The sequence below is a fragment of the Sporomusa acidovorans genome (assembly GCF_900101845.1).
GTDB classification, from domain to species: Bacteria; Bacillota; Negativicutes; order Sporomusales; family Sporomusaceae; genus Sporomusa; species Sporomusa acidovorans.
The window spans coordinates 85,447-105,532 of record NZ_FNAM01000018.1; the positions used below are offsets into that span (position 1 = coordinate 85,447).

At 46.4% G+C, this 20,086-nt stretch carries 21 protein-coding genes and 1 riboswitch; of the genes, 5 read left to right on the forward strand and 16 right to left on the reverse strand.

Annotated features, from left to right (window positions below; all coding sequences use genetic code 11):
* Positions 1-8: 8 nt before the first annotated feature.
* Complete coding sequence (locus BLR65_RS13825) at positions 9-773, reverse strand: amino acid ABC transporter substrate-binding protein (protein WP_093794771.1); 765 nt, start codon at positions 771-773, stop codon at positions 9-11.
* Positions 774-932: 159 nt separating this feature from the next.
* Entirely contained in the window at positions 933-1,709 is a 777-nt protein-coding gene (locus BLR65_RS13830) for an epoxyqueuosine reductase (protein ID WP_093794772.1), read from the reverse strand.
* A gap of 147 nt (positions 1,710-1,856) precedes the next feature.
* On the opposite strand from BLR65_RS13830, the gene BLR65_RS13835 reads away from it, so the two are divergent.
* Both BLR65_RS13835 and BLR65_RS13840 read left to right on the forward strand, forming a co-directional pair.
* Positions 1,857-2,333, forward strand: a complete 477-nt coding sequence (locus tag BLR65_RS13835) for a MarR family winged helix-turn-helix transcriptional regulator (protein WP_245692781.1) — start codon at positions 1,857-1,859, stop codon at positions 2,331-2,333.
* Between the two features lie 63 nt (positions 2,334-2,396).
* Positions 2,397-3,503, forward strand: coding sequence for an Acg family FMN-binding oxidoreductase (locus BLR65_RS13840; RefSeq protein WP_093794774.1), 1,107 nt, complete (start codon positions 2,397-2,399; stop codon positions 3,501-3,503).
* On the opposite strand, the gene BLR65_RS13845 is transcribed toward BLR65_RS13840, so the two are convergent.
* The 5 genes from BLR65_RS13845 to BLR65_RS13865 form a co-directional block, all read right to left on the reverse strand.
* Complete coding sequence (locus BLR65_RS13845; RefSeq protein WP_093794775.1) at positions 3,500-3,955, reverse strand: GNAT family N-acetyltransferase; 456 nt, start codon at positions 3,953-3,955, stop codon at positions 3,500-3,502. The two genes, BLR65_RS13840 and BLR65_RS13845, sit on opposite strands and share 4 nt — an antisense overlap.
* A gap of 134 nt (positions 3,956-4,089) precedes the next feature.
* Positions 4,090-4,695 (reverse strand): peptidylprolyl isomerase, encoded by a 606-nt coding sequence (locus tag BLR65_RS13850; RefSeq protein WP_093794776.1) that lies wholly within the window; start codon positions 4,693-4,695, stop codon positions 4,090-4,092.
* A gap of 84 nt (positions 4,696-4,779) precedes the next feature.
* Positions 4,780-7,920: an efflux RND transporter permease subunit gene (locus BLR65_RS13855; RefSeq protein ID WP_093794777.1), complete on the reverse strand. Its 3,141-nt coding sequence runs from the start codon at positions 7,918-7,920 to the stop codon at positions 4,780-4,782.
* Positions 7,917-9,176: an efflux RND transporter periplasmic adaptor subunit gene (locus BLR65_RS13860; protein ID WP_093794778.1), complete on the reverse strand. Its 1,260-nt coding sequence runs from the start codon at positions 9,174-9,176 to the stop codon at positions 7,917-7,919. Before BLR65_RS13860 ends, BLR65_RS13855 begins: the two co-directional genes overlap by 4 nt.
* A gap of 124 nt (positions 9,177-9,300) precedes the next feature.
* Entirely contained in the window at positions 9,301-9,711 is a 411-nt protein-coding gene (locus BLR65_RS13865; RefSeq protein ID WP_093794794.1) for a MarR family winged helix-turn-helix transcriptional regulator, read from the reverse strand.
* Between the two features lie 385 nt (positions 9,712-10,096).
* On the opposite strand from BLR65_RS13865, the gene BLR65_RS13870 reads away from it, so the two are divergent.
* Complete coding sequence (locus BLR65_RS13870) at positions 10,097-11,344, forward strand: hypothetical protein (protein ID WP_093794779.1); 1,248 nt, start codon at positions 10,097-10,099, stop codon at positions 11,342-11,344.
* 78 nt (positions 11,345-11,422) lie between these two features.
* Here the strand turns inward: BLR65_RS13870 and BLR65_RS13875 are convergent, their stop codons facing one another.
* The 3 genes from BLR65_RS13875 to BLR65_RS13880 form a co-directional block, all read right to left on the reverse strand.
* Positions 11,423-11,608, reverse strand: coding sequence for a hypothetical protein (locus BLR65_RS13875; RefSeq protein ID WP_093794780.1), 186 nt, complete (start codon positions 11,606-11,608; stop codon positions 11,423-11,425).
* A 140-nt stretch (positions 11,609-11,748) separates the two neighbouring features.
* Positions 11,749-11,904: a hypothetical protein gene (locus tag BLR65_RS29810; protein ID WP_169716834.1), complete on the reverse strand. Its 156-nt coding sequence runs from the start codon at positions 11,902-11,904 to the stop codon at positions 11,749-11,751.
* 105 nt (positions 11,905-12,009) lie between these two features.
* A riboswitch (cyclic di-GMP riboswitch) is annotated at positions 12,010-12,096 on the reverse strand.
* A 346-nt stretch (positions 12,097-12,442) separates the two neighbouring features.
* Positions 12,443-12,718, reverse strand: coding sequence for a hypothetical protein (locus tag BLR65_RS13880; protein ID WP_093794781.1), 276 nt, complete (start codon positions 12,716-12,718; stop codon positions 12,443-12,445).
* Positions 12,719-12,903: 185 nt separating this feature from the next.
* Here BLR65_RS13880 and BLR65_RS13885 point away from each other — a divergent pair, with 185 nt between their 5' ends.
* Positions 12,904-13,338 carry a helix-turn-helix domain-containing protein gene (locus BLR65_RS13885; RefSeq protein WP_169716835.1) on the forward strand — a complete coding sequence of 145 codons (435 nt, stop codon included), beginning with the start codon at positions 12,904-12,906 and terminating at the stop codon, positions 13,336-13,338.
* Positions 13,339-13,455: 117 nt separating this feature from the next.
* Positions 13,456-14,115: a hypothetical protein gene (locus tag BLR65_RS13890; protein WP_093794783.1), complete on the forward strand. Its 660-nt coding sequence runs from the start codon at positions 13,456-13,458 to the stop codon at positions 14,113-14,115.
* A 23-nt stretch (positions 14,116-14,138) separates the two neighbouring features.
* On the opposite strand, the gene BLR65_RS13895 is transcribed toward BLR65_RS13890, so the two are convergent.
* The 6 genes from BLR65_RS13895 to BLR65_RS29815 all read right to left on the reverse strand — a co-directional run.
* On the reverse strand, positions 14,139-15,677 hold the full coding sequence (locus BLR65_RS13895; protein ID WP_093794784.1) for an ArnT family glycosyltransferase: 1,539 nt from the start codon (positions 15,675-15,677) through the stop codon (positions 14,139-14,141).
* A 35-nt stretch (positions 15,678-15,712) separates the two neighbouring features.
* Complete coding sequence (locus tag BLR65_RS13900; protein ID WP_093794785.1) at positions 15,713-16,099, reverse strand: YkvA family protein; 387 nt, start codon at positions 16,097-16,099, stop codon at positions 15,713-15,715.
* Between the two features lie 73 nt (positions 16,100-16,172).
* Positions 16,173-17,588 carry an MFS transporter gene (locus BLR65_RS13905; protein ID WP_211285127.1) on the reverse strand — a complete coding sequence of 472 codons (1,416 nt, stop codon included), beginning with the start codon at positions 17,586-17,588 and terminating at the stop codon, positions 16,173-16,175.
* Positions 17,589-17,881: 293 nt separating this feature from the next.
* Positions 17,882-19,201 (reverse strand): ammonium transporter, encoded by a 1,320-nt coding sequence (locus BLR65_RS13910; protein ID WP_245692782.1) that lies wholly within the window; start codon positions 19,199-19,201, stop codon positions 17,882-17,884.
* A gap of 153 nt (positions 19,202-19,354) precedes the next feature.
* Positions 19,355-19,699 (reverse strand): P-II family nitrogen regulator, encoded by a 345-nt coding sequence (locus BLR65_RS13915; protein WP_425441018.1) that lies wholly within the window; start codon positions 19,697-19,699, stop codon positions 19,355-19,357.
* An 87-nt stretch (positions 19,700-19,786) separates the two neighbouring features.
* The coding region (locus BLR65_RS29815; protein ID WP_425441017.1) for a hypothetical protein at positions 19,787-20,086 on the reverse strand (300 nt) is incomplete at its 5' end.

Here is a 20,086-nt window from a genome sequence, read left to right on the forward strand (position 1 = left end):
TGTCTTCCTTACTTTACGATATCTTCGCCAAACCACTGCTGCGAAATTTTAGCCGAAGTACCGTCTTTTCTCATTTCATCCAGTGCCTTTTGCAGCTTGCCTACAAGTTCTTTATCGTCTTTTCGCAAGCCAACGCCATATTCTTCAGACCCGAAGTTATCTTTGAGGATTGTATATTCACCCGGCTTTTTAGCGATATAATAACGGCCGACAATTTCATCCACAACCACAGCGTCAAGCCGTCCGGCTTTTAAGTCCATCAGGGCGGCAACATTGTCGCCGAATTTTTTCAGTTCTTTGAAAGATTTCATGGTTGCGGCATCTTTTTCCAGGGCCTCAATACTGCTGCTGCCATCCTGCGCCCCCACTACCTTGCCTGCCAAATCGGCCTTGGTTTTGATCGGCGAATTAGCATCTACAACGATGATTTGGCGGTTTTCCATATAAGGCTTGGTAAAGAGAATATTCTCCTTACGCTTTTCGGTAATGGTCAAGCCGTTCCACAGTACGTCAACCCGCTTGCCGCTAAGTTCGGCTTCCTTGCTGTTCCAGTCAATGGGTTTGAATTCCACTTCCATACCCAGCCGTTTGGCTGCTTCTTTGGCCATATCAACGTCAAAGCCGACAATCGTATTTTTATCATCCCGAAAACCCATAGGCGGAAAATTATCGTCAAGACCAACGACGATTTTTTTCTTATCGGTCCCGCCGCAGCCGGCCACCAGCATTCCGGCCATCAGTACCACTAAAATAGCTGTCAGTACTTTTTTCACATTAACTCCTCCACTCTCCCAAATTCTATCTCTATTGTACTTTAACGTATTAAAGTTTGGAAGTAATAAAAAGCGCCGTTTGGGCAAACGGCATGGTATTTGTACAAAAAATCGTGCATTTACGGCATAATTCACAGGATATTGTTCTTTTAGCAAAGACTAATGATCTGTAACTACCGGCGCAGACGCTTCACAAGGAACACCTGTCTGGCATTTGCCGCACCCGTAACGGGGTTTATAGCGCTCGGCCGTACTGTCAAGATACCGGGCACAAAGTTCATTATTTTTGCCTGTTTCATCGATAGCCTGAGGCGGGCAGCGCCTGATGCAGGCCCCGCATTGGCTGCAATATTCATCGTAAGACTGATAGCTGCGCGGCGTGGGTGCGATAGCAGCAGACACAACGACACTGCCCAGGCGTCCGGCTGCACCGGCGCGGGTAATAAATGACCGGTTCAGGCTAAAAGTTCCTAAGCCGGCCACATAGGCAACGTGCCGTTCAGACCAATTGCTCTTGCGGTTAACGACCGTAAAGCGGGAATCAAGCCCGGGGGCGACAGCCTGATAGCCGGCCTGTTCAAACCATTCTACCAGAAACTTCCGCAGGGCGTTGCTGACAATCTCACCTTCAATTCGCGCGTACAGCCACTCAACAGCCGGCTGCCCGCCCTGCCGGTTGGCCTCCCGGACAGCCTGACTGAAGGGTAAAAAATAAGCAACCACCGACTGCGCCGCAGGCAGCCAGTCGTCCGGCAGCTTATGCTGCTCACCAACAATCGTGTCTGCCTTCAGCATGGCAAACATGGGATCTGCCGCGCTGGCCACACCAACTAACGGCTGGTCGTAGATTTGAGTCAGCTTGATTTCGGCCGCCGCATTAAGTGGCGTTTGGGCAATAAAAGCGGCTGCTGCTTGCTCAATGGTATGTAGTTCCAAGGTACTCCCTCCATGATACTTTTTTGATCAATTGCCTATCATTTCTGTAACTGTTCAACATATATTTCACTTTTGCCTGCTTCGGTCTGTCCTGATTGCAAATTTTTGTGCTTGACAAAAAACTGCCGGCAGCATATAGTTAGTTTAATGAAACTAATTATGAGAAGGGATTTTACTATGCCCACGGAAGATACCATCGTTAAGGCGATTACTATTTTATCGGATTCCATGCGTGAGTCTATGCGAAAGTACAAAGAAAGTACGCCTGCCAGCAGGGAATTATTTAATCTATCCATAACGCAACTGCATTATCTCCATGCCGTAAGAGAACACAATAACCCTACAATTACTGAACTTGCGGAGATATTCGGTGTGCAAAAATCAACCGTCACTGTGGCGATCAATAAACTTTTAGAACGCGATTTTATTGAGAAACTTCCATCAACAAACGACTTGCGCGTAAACCATATACGCTTATCAGCAAAAGGAAAACGGTTAATTCAACTTGAGGATGAGGGATACTATCAATTCGCCAAACACATTATGGCTACCCTGGATGAAACCGAACGGGAAACTTTTGCTTTGCTGCTGAATAAGGTTACGGATAATATTACCCGCACATAAGCGGGTTTTATATAGATAAATAGTTAGTTTTATCAAACTAATTTTGTATTAAGAGGTGGCTTGATGAACAGACGGCAATTTATTATCCGGAGCGGGGCAGTTCTTGCTTTCGTTGGGGGATTCCCCCTGTTTGAGTCTCTTGCCCAATTAGAAACAGTCCCGAGAGCTGTGCCCGACATTGCCAACAAACTGGAAAAAGCTTATGTTGACATACTGTATTTAGCCTCATTGGCTCCCAGCGGGCATAACGCCCAGCCTTGGACAATAAGGCTGCTGGACACGCAGCATTGGCTGATCGGTACCGCTTCCTCCCGCTGGCTGCCGGTTGTTGACCCGGAAAACAGGGAAATGCTGATTTCCTTAGGCGCCTTTTTAGAAAACTTAGTCATGGCGGCAGGTGCATATGGCTATGAGGTAAGTGTTAATCTATTATCGCAAAACTCTAAGGACGAAGACCTGCTGGAGATAAAACTATATAAAAAAGATGAAGCAAACCATTTTGACGTTGAAAAGATCAAACTGCGCCGAACTGTGCGCAACAGCCTGCTTACCGATGATTTATCCAAGGAAGACATCAGGTTTCTGACAGCCAACGATAAAGCTCACTTTATTTACTTTCCCAGGCAGTCCCGGGAAGGCCAGTATCTGGCCGAAGGAACTCTGCTGGCCAATCAAATGCAGGCATATCAAAGTCCTGCACAAGAGGAATTGGCCAACTGGGTCCGCTGGTCCAATCAGGAGATTCAACAGTCCGGGAATGGCCTAACCGCCGAAACAATGGAAATCACCGGCTTGGCAAGATGGTATGTAAAAAACTTTTATAACCGCCAATCGGTATTGACGCAGCGGTTTCGCGCAGAAACGGTTAAAAAAGTCCAGGAGCAAGTAGCCACCGGCAGCGGCTGGCTATTGCTTACAAGTAAAGATTCTTCCCTCGCCGAACTTATCCGGGTTGGGCGGAACTTACAGCAAATGTGGCTCACTGCCAGAGAAAAAAATATTGCCGTCCACCCCATGACGCAGATGCTGGAAGAATCGGCCATAAAAAAAGACCTCCTTACAACACTGGGGATTACCGAAGATGTCCAACTCCTGTTAAGAGTCGGCTATACCAGGGACTATCCCCTGCCGGTAAGCCCGAGGATGCCCTTGCACAGACTCATCCTTTAACCTTGTCCGACCTCTATTTTCTTTACCATGTCCACATGTTCAATCCCGGCGTCCAGATAGATTTCCCCTTGCGCCTGAAAACCGAGGCGTTCATAAAATTTTCTGGCGTGCAGTTGAGCCCCCAGTTTCATACCCTGATAGCCTGATTTTCGGGCTTCCGTTTCAATGGCCTCCATGATCCTCCTGCCGGCGCCGGTTCCCCGCTGCTCTTTGAGTATCGCTACCCTTTCCACTTTCAGCATACCGTCCTTATAGGGACGAAATCTGGCTGTACCAATTGCCTGCTCATCCTGATTCACCAGCAGCACATGCCGGGTGGTCGGTTGCTGATCGTACTCATCGATTTCCAGCTCTTCTGGAACATGTTGTTCTTCTATAAACACTTTGCGCCGAATGGCAAACGCTTTTTCCCGTTCCTGGGCATCCGTTGTGATCCTAATTTTGTTTTTCATTTTGTCGCTCTCCTCTCATATATTGACTACGTTCTCATCTGTTTACAACCCAATGAAAATTTTCTTAGCGGCAATTCATATAAACCTCAGTGATACAGCCGGAACCTAAAAGTTCCGGCTGTATCACTATTTGCTTACTTCGCCGGTTCTATGGTAATTTTCTTAATCACCACATCTTCCAGCGGTTTATCCTGCGTCCCTGTCTTAACCTTGCCGATGGCCTGTACAACGTCCATACCTTCGATCACTTTGCCGAATACGGCGTGTTTGTTATCCAGCCAGGGAGTCGGTTTCAGCGTAATAAAGAACTGCGAACCACCTGTATTGGGACCGGCGTTAGCCATGGAAATCACGCCGGCCGCATGTTTTAGGTCAGGGTGAAACTCATCGGGGATCGTATAACCGGGACCGCCTGTGCCATTGCCTTTAGGGTCGCCGCCTTGAATCATGAAATTGTCAATCACCCGGTGAAAAATCAAGCCGTTATAAAAGCCTTTGTTGACAAGCGTAATAAAATTCCGGCTGGTTTTCGGCGCTTTGTCTTCGAAGAGTTCCACACGGAAATTGCCCTTAGAAGTTTCAAACAGGGCAACACTGTTTTTCTTGGCGGTATTATCGGTTTGTGTTTGCTGGGGCGTGTTCTCTGTCTGCTGCGGTGTAGTGGCACTATTGCCAGAGCAACCGGCAACAACCATCACAATGGCAAAAATTCCAATAACCGCCGCTAGATATTTTTTCATAAAATCACTCTCCTTTCCTGTTTAATAACCAAATATTAGTATATCACAACCGCAGACTCCTATTATATGCCAACAGAGGTCGGTTTATTGGGTCAGCCGTTGCCAGTGCGCCTTAAGCACGGCCATTGCCGCCGCAAAATTCATCCATTTGCTTAACGGGTGATTTTCGAAGTACAAGAAAATAATGGGGATGGCGATAAGCGTAAAGAAGGTCGACGTGATCAACCCGCCGATAACCACCCAAGCCATGCCCACCCTAGTCTCCGAGCCTGCAGTCATTGCCAGGGCAGTAGGCAGCATACCGATGATCATAGTTAATGAAGTCATAAAAATAGGTTTTAATCTGTGTTTTCCGGCCTCGATAACTGCCTCCTTGGCAGCAATCCCCCGCCCCATCAGCGTTAGGGTGTAATCCAGCAGCAATGTCCCGTTCTTGGCGACAACACCGTCCATAACCAAAATACCGATTAATGTGTATAAATTTATGGTATTGCGGGTCACAGCCAAAAAAAACAGCGAGCCGATCAAGCCAAACGGCAGCGAAAACATCCGGATAAACGGCGTTGAAACAGACTCATACAGGGTAGCAAGGAGCATATAGACTAAAATGAGGGACAGGACCAGCGCCTGTGCCATTTCACCGAAGGTAGTCTTCATGTTGTCGGCTTGGCCGGTAAACCGGTAAGTTACATTTTGGCCTAAATCATCGGGTTTAATATTTTGGGCAATTTCATTTAACACTTCCTGCAACGGCCGATCGGTAATATTGGCGCCAATATTGATGGATTCCTGCTTGTCAACCCGCCGCAGCATAACCGGTCCGGTGCTATCTTCCACTCTGGCTACGTCTCCCAGCCTTACCAGGCCGTTGCCGGCCTGAACCGGAATAGAGCGAATGTCGGATGCCTTAAATCCGTCACTGCCTTTTAACCGTACGTATATATCTGTATTCTGGTTATTGTTATTGGGGTCATTGGCAAAATATCCGGCAAGTGTTCCGGCCATAGCACCGGAAAATACACTGTTAATCTGATTAACGGTAGTATTATAAAACTTCACTTTTTCCCGGTCAACAACCAGCCGTAATTCCGGTGCACCCTCGGAATAGGAACTGCGAACATCCTTGACGCCCTTAATCTTTGCCAAGATATCCTGCACCCGGTAAGACGCTTTAATAATATTCTCCAGACTGGAGCCGCGAATTTCAATTTGCACCGGCGAATTATTGGGGCCGCCACCGCCGGTACCCGTACCGCCCGACACCCCGGCTACCGAGGACTGGGTTTCACTAACCTGCGTGATCGCCTGGGGAAAATTCTGACGCAAAAAGCCCCTCACCTGGTCAGTTACCTGCCAAACCGACCTATCTCGCTCCTTGCGGTCGACAAGCTTTACGCTTACCCCGCCGTAATTGCCGGCCGGTGAACCGACGCTGGACAAATAGGTGTCTACTTCCGGCACTGTGGTGAGATAATCTTCGATTTTCCGGACTTCATTATTCGTTTTATCAATATTTTGTCCGGCAGGAAATTGCAAATTGATCCGGAACGTGCTTTCATCGGTTTTCGGCATGTATTCCGCACCGATTATGCCGGTGGGAACCAGGGCGACTGCCCCTAAAAAAATAACGGTTACTGCGACTACAACTTTTTGGGGATGAACGAAACTCCAATGCAGCAGCCGTTCATATTTTTCGATTGCACCTTGTTCCAGCCTGTCCATAAAATTCCAGATGCGGCCCTGCGGATTGTATACACCTGTCTTAAAAAAACGCGATGCCAGCATGGGAGTCAGCGTAAACGATACAAATAAGGAGCATATCGTAGCAAACACGATAGTCAGGCCGAATTGCCGGAAATATTGGCCTGTCATGCCGTTCATAAAGGCAATTGGCATAAACACCACCACGTCGCATAGTGTGATGGCGATGGCGGCCATGCCGATTTCCATCCGCCCTTCCTCAGCCGCAACTTTGGCTTCCTTGCCCATGATTAAATGGCGGTGAATATTTTCCAGCACCACAATAGAATCGTCGACAAGTATGCCGATACATAACGACATGCCCATGAGCGACATCATGTTAAAAGTGAACCCGGCCATATACATGACAAAAAAAGTGGAAATAAGCGATGTCGGAATCGCGATAAGCACCGCCGCCGTCGAACGCCATCCCCGTAAAAACAGGAATAACACCAAGCCGGTGGTGAAAAGGCCTTCAATAAGCGCCTCCAGCGTATTGTGCAGCGAATCCTGTACATAAGTGGCCGCGTCGGTGATAAGAATAAATTGATAGTCAGGGTATTCCGCCCGCAAACTGTCCAGTTGCTCTTTTGTCGCTTTGGCCGTATCGACCAGGTTGGCATCACTGTTTTTGTATACCGTCAGGGAAATCGCTTCCTGCCCATTGGTGCGGGCATAGCGGGTTACCCGTTGGTCCTGCTCTTTGACCGTAGCCAGACTGCTAAGCGGAATATTGACACCTTTGGCATTGGTGACATGGATTGTGGCAAGTTCTTCCGGGGAAGTATACTGTGCTGTCAACCGGACATTTGTTTCGGTATTATTGTTAAAAACCGAACCGGCCGGCGTTAAAACATTTTCCTGATTAATTCTTGTCGCAATTTGATTCATGGAAATATTAAAATAAGACAGCTTATCTTTATCAACCTCGACAGCGATTTCTTTGTCGCGGCCACCGTAAATCTGGACGTCGGATACCCCGCTCGCCCGCTGCAGCCGTTCCACAAAGACATCATTCGCCAAAGTATAGACATCAGCTAACGGCTTATCGGCGATAACCGCAATTTCCAGAATCGGCTGCGCATTGACGTCACGTTTGATTACCGTAGGCGTCTGAATCCCGGTGGGCAGTTTGCTTAAGGTGCGATTAACATATTGTGTGGCGTCAATTGCCGAAGTATCGACATTGGCCCAAAACTCAAATTCCAGAGTGATCTGTGCTTTTTCCGGCCGGGCAACCGATGTCATATGTTTTAAATTGGATAGCGACGACAGCGAGTCTTCCAAGGGCTTGATGACGTCCTGCTCCACCTGTTCCGTGCCGGCGCCTGGATAATTGACGGTTACTGTAACGTAGGGAATATTGATAGCCGGTAACAGTTCAACGCCGATACGGTAAAAGCTAAATAAACCAAGCACCACAAACAGCATAACAATCATCGAAATGCCGATGGGCTTTTGGATGGAAAAGCGGGTTATGTTCACTGACTGTCACCTCTGGCGCCCGGCGTACGTACGGCGACAATCATGTTCGGACGCAACCGGGCCAGATTTGTCGCGGCAATCTGTTCACCTTCGTTTAGTCCGCTTAATATCTCGATATTTTGGTCACTCCGTGCGCCAATTTCAACGATTCTTTTCTCAATAACATTTCCCTGGCCAATGACAAATACAAAACTCTGTCCGTCTTTCTCCTGAACGGCTTCTTTAGGCACGATCAAAACACCCTGCCGCAGCGGGGCGTCAACGGCCACCCGGGAAAACATACCGCTTCTGACATCATTGCCAGGATTATCAAGCTCTATCCGCGCCGTGAAAACAAGATTCTGCGAGTCGGCAGCCGGGCTAATATAAATGATCTTACCGGGAAATGTTTTTCCTAATGATTCGATCTGCACTCCCAGGGCAAGGCCTAACTTTAGTGCGCCCAAATCTTGTTCAGGTACCTGACAGTCAACGTAAATACGGCTATTATCAAAAATGCTGATTAGTTTTTGCCCTGCTGCAACCATATCGCCGACTTCCGCCTGCCGGTAACCGATTACACCGGCACGCGGAGCCGTAATAATTAAATCATTTTTCTGTTTTTGGGCAGCGCTTACCGCAATCTGCATTTTTTGCGCAGCAGCACGTGATGACTGAACCGCCGCCGGTACACCCGAGCTCATTTGGTTTGTCAGGCTATCCAAAGATGCCTTGGCGTCGGCCAATTGCTGTTCACTTAATTCCAATTCGTCCAAAGAAATACCGCCGACATCATATACGGTTTTATTCCGTTGATAAGTTGCCAATGCCTTCCGGTAATCGGCTTTGGCTTTATCATAATTGGCATTAACCGTAGCCTCGCTGGCGATCGCATCCGCCACAGCCTGACTATAAGCAGCCTGATTTTGGCCAATTGTCAACTCCGCATCGCCGGTATCCTGGACAACCAATACTTCTCCCGGTGTGACCTGTTGTCCCAGAACAGCATTTACTGCAACAACCTTCCCCTGATATTTAGCGGCAATGTCAACCTGTGCTGCGGGTACCGTCTGGCCGGTCAAAGAAATATGTTTGACAAGGTCAGCCCGCTGCACACTGGCGGCATCGACCGTTGTCTGCAGTCTGGCCGCCGTTCCCTGGTTCCCGGCAGGATGGACCAGTCTGGTAACCGCCACGATTGCGCATAATAAAATAATGATGCCACCAAAGATAACGAGCTTTTTCTTTTTTCCTAAATTCGGTGTAAAATGCCGCATAACCTGAATCGCTCCTTTGCCCGTACTCCTACTCGTTTACCGCAATGCCCCTAGCCGTCTCCAGCCCGGCTTGGTTGATGTTGTAATCATATAACGCCTAACGCCAATTAAAGTACCTCAACCTTTACATGATTCTCTGTCCATAGCTTTGCTGTTCTTTGGCAATGCCAGCCTTTTCGGCCATTCTCTTAAGTAACTGATAACTTACATCGCGTTCTTCCGGGCTTAAATCCTCGGTAAGCAACAACGCCCATTCTTTCAGCACCGCCCTGATCTTCGGTTCCAAATCCCTGCCTTTAGCCGTCAGGTAAACCAGATAAGCCCTTCTATCGACAGGGTCTTCTTCCCGTCGAATATAGCCAAGCTCTTCCAGCTTGGCCATGGCGCGCGCCGTTGTGGCTTTATCCACATAGAAGTGCTTGGCCATAACATCCTGACTGACCCCTTCCTGGCGATAGAGATAAAGCAAATAAGAAAACCGTCCACTGCCGACACCGAATGTTTCAAAGTGCTTATCAAAAAACGCTTGTGCCATTCGATACAAAATCGAAATAAATTTACCTATGTAAGGTCGTTTAATAGTAATCACCGCCACTCAAATTAAGCACCATGCAGGACCTCGGCAAAAAGTTGTTTGCGCAACTATTTGGACAAGGTTATCCGCTATTTTTTATAATTGTATAATCCTATTTTTAGAATTTATTTAGAAATGCCTGGCAAAATAATCACTTTATTTTTCTAGCTACAAACATAATCCTATCAATAAATAGTTGTTTATGCAACTATTTATTCAGTCTAACTCTCTTTGATGAAAAAAGTATTATTGGCAACAACACAACCATAAACTGACTTGGTTGTTGTGTGTTGTTTCTGCAAACAATAAAATAACGAAAATAATTGGACCAGGAAAGGAGCAAACCATGAAACATCACAGTCGCCGAAAAACTACCAAACGCAAATATAAGCAGCTTATGGCCGCTCTTGCCGGTGCCGCTTTAGTCTCCACAGCTCTGCTGCCAGGTCTTCCTATCTCCAAGGCACATGCTGCCGATCAAACAGTAACTGCCTCACCGGCTGGCGAAACTGCCGCCGAAACTGCCACTCCCGGACAGGATGCGCAAAATCAGCCTGACCAAAACGCTAGCCCAGAAAAAAACCAGTTACCTGTCAACGACCAAGGCTCCAAACCTGATAAACAGCCCCGGCATGAGCGGGAACGCAACACAGCCACCTCACCAATAGCAGCCCTTAAAGCCGCCGCTGCCAAATATGGTTTTGATCAAAACCATGATAAGTTTTCGCTGGCCTGGCAAAGTGAAACCGACGCGATGGTTATCGTGCAGACAGAAAATGGAACTACCTTTAAAGTTCATTTAAGTCTGGATAATGGTACCTGGACAATTGACAGTGTAAAAAGAATTGTCACCGGCGGATATAGTGACGGCGTTCAGGCCGGGGACCCGGTAGAGGTTGTAAAAGACAATGCGGCAACCTTTGGCTTCGACGCCGACAATGATTACTTTACCCTCTTATCCATAACTGGCGGCAAAGCCATTGTGCAAGTAAAAACCAGCGGCCAAACTTTCAAGGTTGATCTGGAACGGCGCGCCGGCAGTTGGATTATTACCACCATTCGGGGTATTGGCAACAGCGTTTACCCTGCCACCTACCGGCCTGCCAGTCTTTACGGCTATCCAACTCTGGGGGCAGCCACCGGTCCGGTTGCCACCATCAATGAGCAGGTTTTATATACCAACAACAGCTTTGCCGCTTGGTCCTGGCGTGAAACTACCTATCCGGCTGACATGAAGCTGGGTGTATTGTTCCTTAAACCGCAGTCAGCCGATACTGCGGAAATTCCCGGTGTCATTATTGATAAACTGGATACGATAGACTTTGGTCGGCAGCTCGCCTTGTATGCGCATATTGGCTCGGTTGCCGCCAAAGGCTATGGCATTGGCATTGAAAAAGTAGTCCAAACAGGCAATGATCTGACTGTTACAGTCAGGCTGAAAAGCCCCTGGGAAACTGATAAATTATGGCCTACCAAAACCAATGACGTGATTCCGCTAGATCGGTTAACATTAAACTTTGACAATCCTATCCACATTAAATTTGTCGACTCAAATGGCAGTAACCTGATTAATTATACCATTTATAATCGCTAATGCGGCGCAGCGCCTGCCAACGATAAAAATCCCCACAATTCAGTTTGTGGGGATTCTTCGCAAAATTATGCGTAAAGCTTACTGGACGGAACTGTTGGAAACAGGGGAGGAGTTAATTTCTGCGCCGGTTTGGCTATTGTCGCTGCCATCCTCGCTAAACTTATCTGTTACGTCTTCGGATGCATCTTCATCATAGGCAGACATTGCTAAGAGCAATTCAGCATCAGATACACTGGAAAACATGCCGGGAATAAGTTCTTTCATTAAATCCCTCCTCAAAAAGTACTATGAATGCACATTTATAGTATTCCCAAACTTTTTTAATAAAGCTTATGTAAAAAATGACAAAAGGCAGCGCTTCTATACCGCAAAATCAGGTGGTTCATCATTACTGCCGTAGCAGTTTATTTAATCCGCCATGTCCGTATTTCAATATGGTTGGTTGGTTTTTGAAAAATACTTTTACGAGGATGCGTTTTTGAATATAAATATGGCACCACCAGAACACAAACGCCCATTCCCAACAAGACGACAAATACATTCTCTGTTACTATATCCATGCTTTCCTCCTTGTAACCGATGTACTTTACAGATACCCGTATCTATTGAAAATAAAGACACCAATCCAAAAACAGACTGGTGTCCAGTGTACAATTCTTTATCGAATCGGCAACTTGGCAATCATAGACCCATCTGTCCTTAGACCCATAGCTTTGCGTCCTTATCTTTCGATAAGTTTGCCTACTATATAATTATGTCGAATAATGGAACTTTAACTATAATTTAACACTCAATGATTCGCAAGTCAATAAAAAGTTAGGAATAAAGTCTCTTGTCATTAGGACATTAGTCCCAAATCGGTCTGGTATCTATAAAAATTCCGTCTAATTTATCCCCAAAATTCAGATTATGATTGAATTGACCACTACAAATCTTTTGTTTCTTTAATTGCCTATATGAAAAAGACGTCAGTAATAATTTGACGTCTTGGTGCATCTTTTATCATTGTTTTCAAAATAATTATAATGTAAGGCTGAGTGGTTACTGCATAAAACGGCTACACTCTTACGACACTGTGATTATAACCGGCAAGAAGGGCTACGTAAGAGTCAGTACTGCCGTCTCCCTGGCAGGCGAGCTCAGCACATCCCAATGATCAAATGCAGCTTTAACCTTCCCAATCTTAGTTTCCAAATATAACAGCTGCTGCATGGCATCAATGATATCTGCTTTGTCATCCGCATTAATACCGGCATTTTGTTGACAATTTGCCAGGATATTCAGCAGGCAGTCGGCACTTTCCCGGGATAATTCCAGTGCTTCATTAAATTTTTTCACGGCGGTCAGCATTTCATCCAGTTGGCTGTGCTCCATGCCGTTACTCCTTTCATTGCTGATGGCATCTAGGTATCGAATCACTTGGTATCACGCCTTTTCTTTTTGCCACCATTATAACGATAAATCGGCGCTAAGTCAATTACTATCAGTTAATTTTTATTTTACTATTAGTTAACAGGAGATTGCAAACAATTCACTAAACATTCAATTAGGTGATGCCTGTGAGATTTGGAGAAATTATTAAACAATCCAGGGAAAATATGCAGCTTAGTCAGGAAGAAGCAGCTAAAGCAATTGAAAAACACTATGGCGTCCGGATCTCAACTTCTTATCTCAGCATGATTGAGACAGGAACGCGCAAAAATCTGACTGTAAATTTGATTAGCGCTTTACTCAGTTATTTTAACTTGCCTGCCAGTAGTGCCACCGACCTTTTTGAACCAGCAAACTCCTCCGCCGAATATCTGAAAAACAATGAGCAGACCATATTTTGCGAACAACAGTCCCTTTACAGTGAGTCGATTCATTCGCAGCATATTGCCCTTGAAAACCTGCCTCATGAAGCAAGACATAGTCTTGTTGACTACTATGAATTTCTCTTGTCCAAATATAAGATAAGAAATGAATCCAGTACTAAAAACTGCCGACAAAGCTAATTGCCGGCAGTTTTTATTCATTCTTCCGCTATTTGTTAACTTTTTCCACGATTTACTCGATAGTAAAGTAATAGGAGTTATAGTAACAACGCATAACAAGTAAGGAGAGTAACTACCATGTCGATTGATCAGGCAAGTTTAAACATGTTACAGGCAATGGCCAATCCCAAAAGCCAGTTAACAGCTTTAAAAGAATATCGTGACGGGCTGCAAAATAAACTGGAACAAGCAACGCGTAATCAGCCAACAGTAAACGCCGATCACCAGACCAATAACGCTTCTTCAGACCGCAAGCAGGTTATTGTCGAGTTGCAAGCGGCCGACAAACAAATTCAGCAAACGATATATGAAGAAGAAACCAGGAAACTTGAGTTAGAAAGACTGAAACGAGAAGCGGCTATGGCCAAGAACCAACGGGAACGGGCCAAGGCGCTGGCTAAGCAGGAACGTGCTCTTACTAATGCCAGCACAGGCAAACTGCTTTCGGCCGCTATAAAGAATTCGCAGTATCAAGCGTCAGGCGGGACGGAACCGTCCTTATCCTTAAGCCCATCGCCTGCAGAAACAACCGGCAGCCAGTCCCCTCAATCCGGCTTTACAACGAAAACCGCAGAAATACAAAGTGACCTTAACGAAGCAGTGGATTATGGCATAAAGGCGGCTGAAGCAGCCCGCCAGCGGAAAGATGCCGAATTAAAGGCTGCCGGCGAAGAAGCCGCCGAAAAAAAGGCAAAAAAAGCAAAAGCTAAACAGAGAACCGTAAATATCATGATATGAACCAATCATTCATAAATAACCTCTTACTTTTTGAGTACTATCATTTTGCCATGTAACTGAGTCAGAATATCCAGCCGTTCCTTCTCCAGGTCGCTCAACAACTGATAATCAAATTCCTGGATAATCAGGTAGCCTTTCTCTGCCGATGCAACAAATTGTTTTAATTCCGCATCCGGCTTCAGTTCCTTGCCATACATATTGGTATAAAAGGCAAAACCGGGATGAAGAAATTTGATGACATAAACAGGTGATTTTCCATCATATACACCGGTAAAAGCCTGTGCAAGCCCGCGGCTATGAAAATTATCCGCGAGCGGCGGCAAAATTACGCTAAACAAGATAAAAGAAACCATCACCATTGCCCCGGCTTGTCCCCACACTGCTTTTGCCGGCTTACCCCGATACACAAACCACCAAACCGCTATGACCATTATACCTAGAACAACAGCTAATGCAGTCAGGCCGCCTACTACTTCCGGGAACAGAAACAGACCTTTCGCCATGGCTCCCAGCAGCAGTAATACAAGTACAGTCAGGGTAATTGGCCAAACAAGTCTGTATCCGGTTGAATCCTCATCCCGGCAGCTATTGATATACCAGCCAACAAGAATTGCCAGTGCAGGAAATATCGGTAAAATATAGGTCACAAGTTTCGTACTGGATAAGGTAAAAAACAGAAAAATAAAAGCCACCCAAATACTAAGAAAACTTACTGTTGAAAACAGATCGCTATTCCTTGCTTTAAATGCCTTGATAACCGCCGGAATAAGCACAGCTGACCACGGAAAAAAGCCAATCAGTAGCACAGGAATAAAAAAGTACCAGCCTGCTGTCTCCACATGCTCCGGCGTGGCAAAACGTGCGATATTATTTATCCCGATAAAGCCGTTAACAAAATCCAGGCCATGAATATAAGCCATCGCCCCATACCAGGGCAAAGTCACAAGCGACCAGATTATGATCCCCGGCAGAATTTTCATGTGCCGTATTTCCTGCAACCGCCGGGTAAATATCAGCCAAAGGATTACAATGGCTCCCGGGAATAGCAGACCAATGGGTCCCTTGGTCAAGGTTGCCAAACCGGAAAAAAAGTAAAACAAATGATAATGCCGGTTTAGAAAACAGAGCAGCGTAAGTGTTAAAAATAAAGTTAGCGTAATATCGGTAACCGCCGCTTTTGCCAAATAAAAAAATTCCAAACTGGTTGCCAGTACCAAGCCGCTGAGTATCCCGGTGCGCGAATCAAATAATTTTGTCGTAAAATAACAAACCGTTGCAACACAAAGTACGGCAAGGACGGCTGACGGCAGTCTGGCCGCCAGTTCGACAATCCCCAGCAATTTATAGGCTCCCGCCACCAGCCAATAGTACATCGGCGGTTTATCATACCAGAATTCGCCATAGATTCGTGGCGATAAGTAGTCATTATATTGAATCATTTCTTTGGGAGTTTCGCCATAAACCGGTTCATCCGGATCTAACAGCGGTATGCTGCCAAGATTAACAAAAATCGTTACTATTGTCAGCAAAAGCATCAGCCAAAATTGTTTTTTCAAGCGCAAAGAATCACTTCCTTTATCCTATCCCAAAAAGATTTCTATTGCATGATCTTACGAATAACCATAAAGATGACTACCAGCCAGGCAACAACCGCAATAGCGATAATCCCCGTGATATAAGGCATTCGCCGGCGCCACTTTTCACTTTGCCGCCTGCTTTCCGCCACTACCTGAGCCGGCAGCAAATTAGTTAGAAAAAGCATCGCACTGGTCAGCAGCACCGCATCATCCGCAATGCCCACTACCGGCAGATAATCAGGCACCAAATCAATCGGACTGAACAAATAAAGCAGGAGTGCCGCCAGTAACCCCTTAAGGTAACCCGGTGTCTGCGGATGCCGCCAGGCATAATATAATAGCAACGCATTGTCACGCAAAAGTTTTAACCAACCCCAAAATCGAAACAGCCGTCCGGCCTTTAGCATACGATCAACCGCCTATTCCCTATTGGTATACTGAATAAAATTCTTGGTTCGTAAAAAAAGTTTTTCACCCCTATCACCGTTTTGTCCCTGACCTGTGAAAAGAAATCAGCGCGCCGACAACAGCCAAACCTGCCCCCACCAGCAGAGCCACCATGTAGCCATCCATAAAGGCGGCTATCTGCTGCCCCGGGGTTGGCTGGCTTAACCCGTTAAGGCTGGCAGAGCGCCGGTATTCCAGAATGGATACCGCCATAGCCGTACCGCTTACCATCCCGAAATTGCGCGCTAAAGCGTTGACGCCGCTTGCCACCCCTAATTGGTTTGGTTGTACGGCACTCATCACACTGTTATTATTCGGCGACTGAAACAGGCCATTACCTAATCCCATTGTGGCCTGCGAAGCCATGATGATTCCTAATGCAGCATCCAACGGCAGCTTGGCGGTCCAAACCAGGCCTAATGCCAGGATAATCAAACCAATCGTAGCCATCAGCCCGGTACCGATCTTGTCCGACAAACTGCCGCTAAGAGGTGCAACCACTGCCATAACAACAGGAAACGCCGACATAATCAGCCCGGTCTTAGACGGTGCAAAAGCCAGTACATCGTGGAGAAAATACGGCAATAGCAATGTATTAGTAAACATAGCCATAAAGGAAAGCATCCCGGCCAAATTCCCGGCAGAAAACTCCCAATTGTTAAATATGGACAATTCCAGCATCGGATAGTCGATGCTTTTTTCCTGCCAAATAAACAGCATAAACATGACACCGGCAATTCCCAGACAGCCAAGTGTGCTCCATGAAAGCCAGCCCCACTTGGTTCCATAACTCAGGGGCAATAAAAAACTAACCATCCCTGCCGTAAATAAAGCTGCCCCTAAGTAATCTATTTTCTCCTGCTGTAAATTGCGATCTGCCGGCAAGATCAGCCGCACACCGGCATAACCGAGCAAACCAATAGGAATGTTGACATAAAAAATAGCATGCCAGCCAAACATTTCGACAAGCAATCCTCCCAATCCCGGACCGCTCAGGCCGCCAAGCGCTACGATTGTCCCGACAGCTCCCAGCACCCGGCCCCGTTCATTGGCGGGAAAGTTTGCCGTCACAATAGCCATACCGTTGGCCATGAGCAAGGCGGCACTAATGGCCTGAATAATGCGAAAGCCTATTAACATACCGATAGAATCGGCCAGGCCGCATAACAAAGAACCCAGCGTAAAACCGATAAAACCATAACCATACATTCTGCGCCGGCCCAGGACATCACCCAGCCGCCCCACCAGCGGCAGCAAACTGGTAATCGTCAGCAAATACCCTGTCACCACCCATTGCGCTGTGGGGATATCGGTATGCAAAGCCAGGGTAATAGGCGGTAAAGCCACATTAACAATCGAAGATGTCATTGTCGACATAAAAGTTCCTACACTGACAACACCAAAAAGCATCCATTTATAGTAGGTAAGCTGCTGCAATTTTTTCCTCACATAGAAACCCCTTTCCCTTGATAAAAGCAACCAACATTTGCCAATCCATCACCCTACCGCAATTATTTTCTATCTAACCCAAAAGCAGAATTACCGCACTTGATCTAGAGAATCCGCATTTGGGTTCATCTAGGCTGTCTAGCTTGTACTTCCATTAGTTTACCTGCTATTCTTTTGATAAATTCCATCAAACAAAAGTAATTTCCTCCAGAAAAATTTCGCTAAAGAAAAAAATCAGCATAACCCTGAGTAACAGGCTGTGCTGATTTTTGGTAAACGTAAAGCCCTATAAACTACTCTGCCAGTTGCTGCTGGCCAACAGGCAGCGGCTTAGCACTGCCAATCGGCCCAAAAGTTGTAAGCGGATTACACTCCAGATCACTATAGGCCGTAATCCCATGCTCGCTCAGATCCAGACCATCTGTCTCCGCTTCCACCGATACCCGGATGCCAACCGCCGCCTTGAGCAGCGAAAACAATCCGTAAGTAGCGGCAAATCCCCATAAGGATACAGCGATAACGCCCAGCGCTTGAATACCTAACAGTGCCAGGCCGCCTCCATAGAGTAACCCGCCTTTTTCGGCAAAAACGCCGACAGCCACTGTGCCAAATGTACCGCATACCCCATGTACGGCGATGGCGCCAACCGGATCATCAGCCCGCAGACGGTCAAAAAACGGTACGGCAAACACTACCAGCAATCCGGCAATTCCCCCAATAATCATGGCACTGACAGGTTCTACAAAAGCGCACCCGGCCGTAATAGCCACAAGGCCGCCCAATGCACCGTTAATCGCCATACTTGGATCAACCTTTCCCCATTTTATTGCTGTATAGAGAGCCGCAATCGTACCGCCTGCCGCAGCGGACAAATTCGTATTAACAGCAATACGGGCAATATTCATATCAAGCCCTGACAGGGTACTGCCCGGATTAAAACCAAACCAGCCAAACCACAATAAAAAAGCACCAAGCGCTGCCAACGGTAAATTGTGACCAGGCAAAACATGCACAGCACCGTCTTTGCCAAATTTTCCTGTCCGTGGTCCCAGCACCAGCACTGCGGCCAGAGAAGCCCAGCCTCCCAGCGAGTGAACAACAGCCGATCCGGCAAAATCAAGCATTCCAAGTTTATTCAGCCAGCCGCCATTTCCCCAGACCCAATGCCCGGCAACCGGGTAAATAACCGTTGTGGCAACAAGCGAAAAGACCAGATAAGGCATAAACTTCATGCGTTCGGCCACCGCACCGGACACTATGGTCGCCATCGCAATGGCAAAAGCCGCCTGAAACAGCCAAAATGCATAAACAGGTATTTTTAACCCCAAATAGTCCATATCACCTTTTAAAAAGAAACCCGACCAGCCAATCATTCCGGCCTTATCCAACCCGTACATCAAAGCAAAACCAATTGCAAAATATCCTAAGATACCGACCGTACAATCCATGATCACTTTCATAATGATATTTAATGAGTTCTTGCTGCGGACAAAGCCGGCTTCCAGCGCTGCAAACCCGCCCTCCATCAGGAATACCAGCGCAGCACACAACAGCACCCAAACCGTATCAATACCGGCAGCCAATGAATTAATGGATAATTCCACCGTACTCACCTTCCTTAAAAAATACAAAGCCAGCAACACCCATGTAACTATTACATCAGTGTCACTGGCTTCTTCGCCATGATTTTAGTATGAAATTCAGTTATATTATAGCATAGTATCCTAATTCCGCAATACATTTTACCTACTATTTTTCTTTATGTACTATAAAGCCGCTATTCCAGACTCATCTGTGCGTATTCGATATACATTTTCTACAGGATAAATAAAGATTTTGCCGTCGCCAATCTTGCCGGAATATGCCTGCTCCTTAATAACCGTAACAACGTCCTGCACCATGCCGGCCGGTATGACAATTTCTATTTTTACCTTTGGCAATAAATTAATCTTGTATTCTTGTCCACGGTATACGCTTGTGTGCCCCTTTTGTAACCCGCAGCCAAACACTTCGGACACCGTCATCCCCTTGACACCGATCTGAACCAAAGCCTCCTTCACCGCATTCAGCCTGTCCGGACGAATGATTGCGTCAATTTTCCTCAACCAAATTCCCCTCCCTGACTTTTCATCAAAACTTAAGAAAATCCGTCTGTTAAACACATAATAACGTCCTGAGTCAGGGGACGGTTCCTTGACTCATTGGACTCTTTGAACTATATTTCTACCAATACCCAATATTTCCGCTATTTGACGCACAGATAAGCTTGACTTGTTTTTTAATTTCACTATTAAGTCATTTCGTATTCTTATATTTGCTACATTCGTTATTTCTTCCAAAGATACATTATGTGTTCGTAATTGCTCGATGATATACTCTTTTGCCTCTTGCTCATTTTGTATTGTCTTATTTACTTTTTCTTCTTCCTTGTATTCAATAAAACTATCCTGGTTTTCCTGCCGTGAAAACTCTTTGAATAACTCCACTGCTTTTTCTCG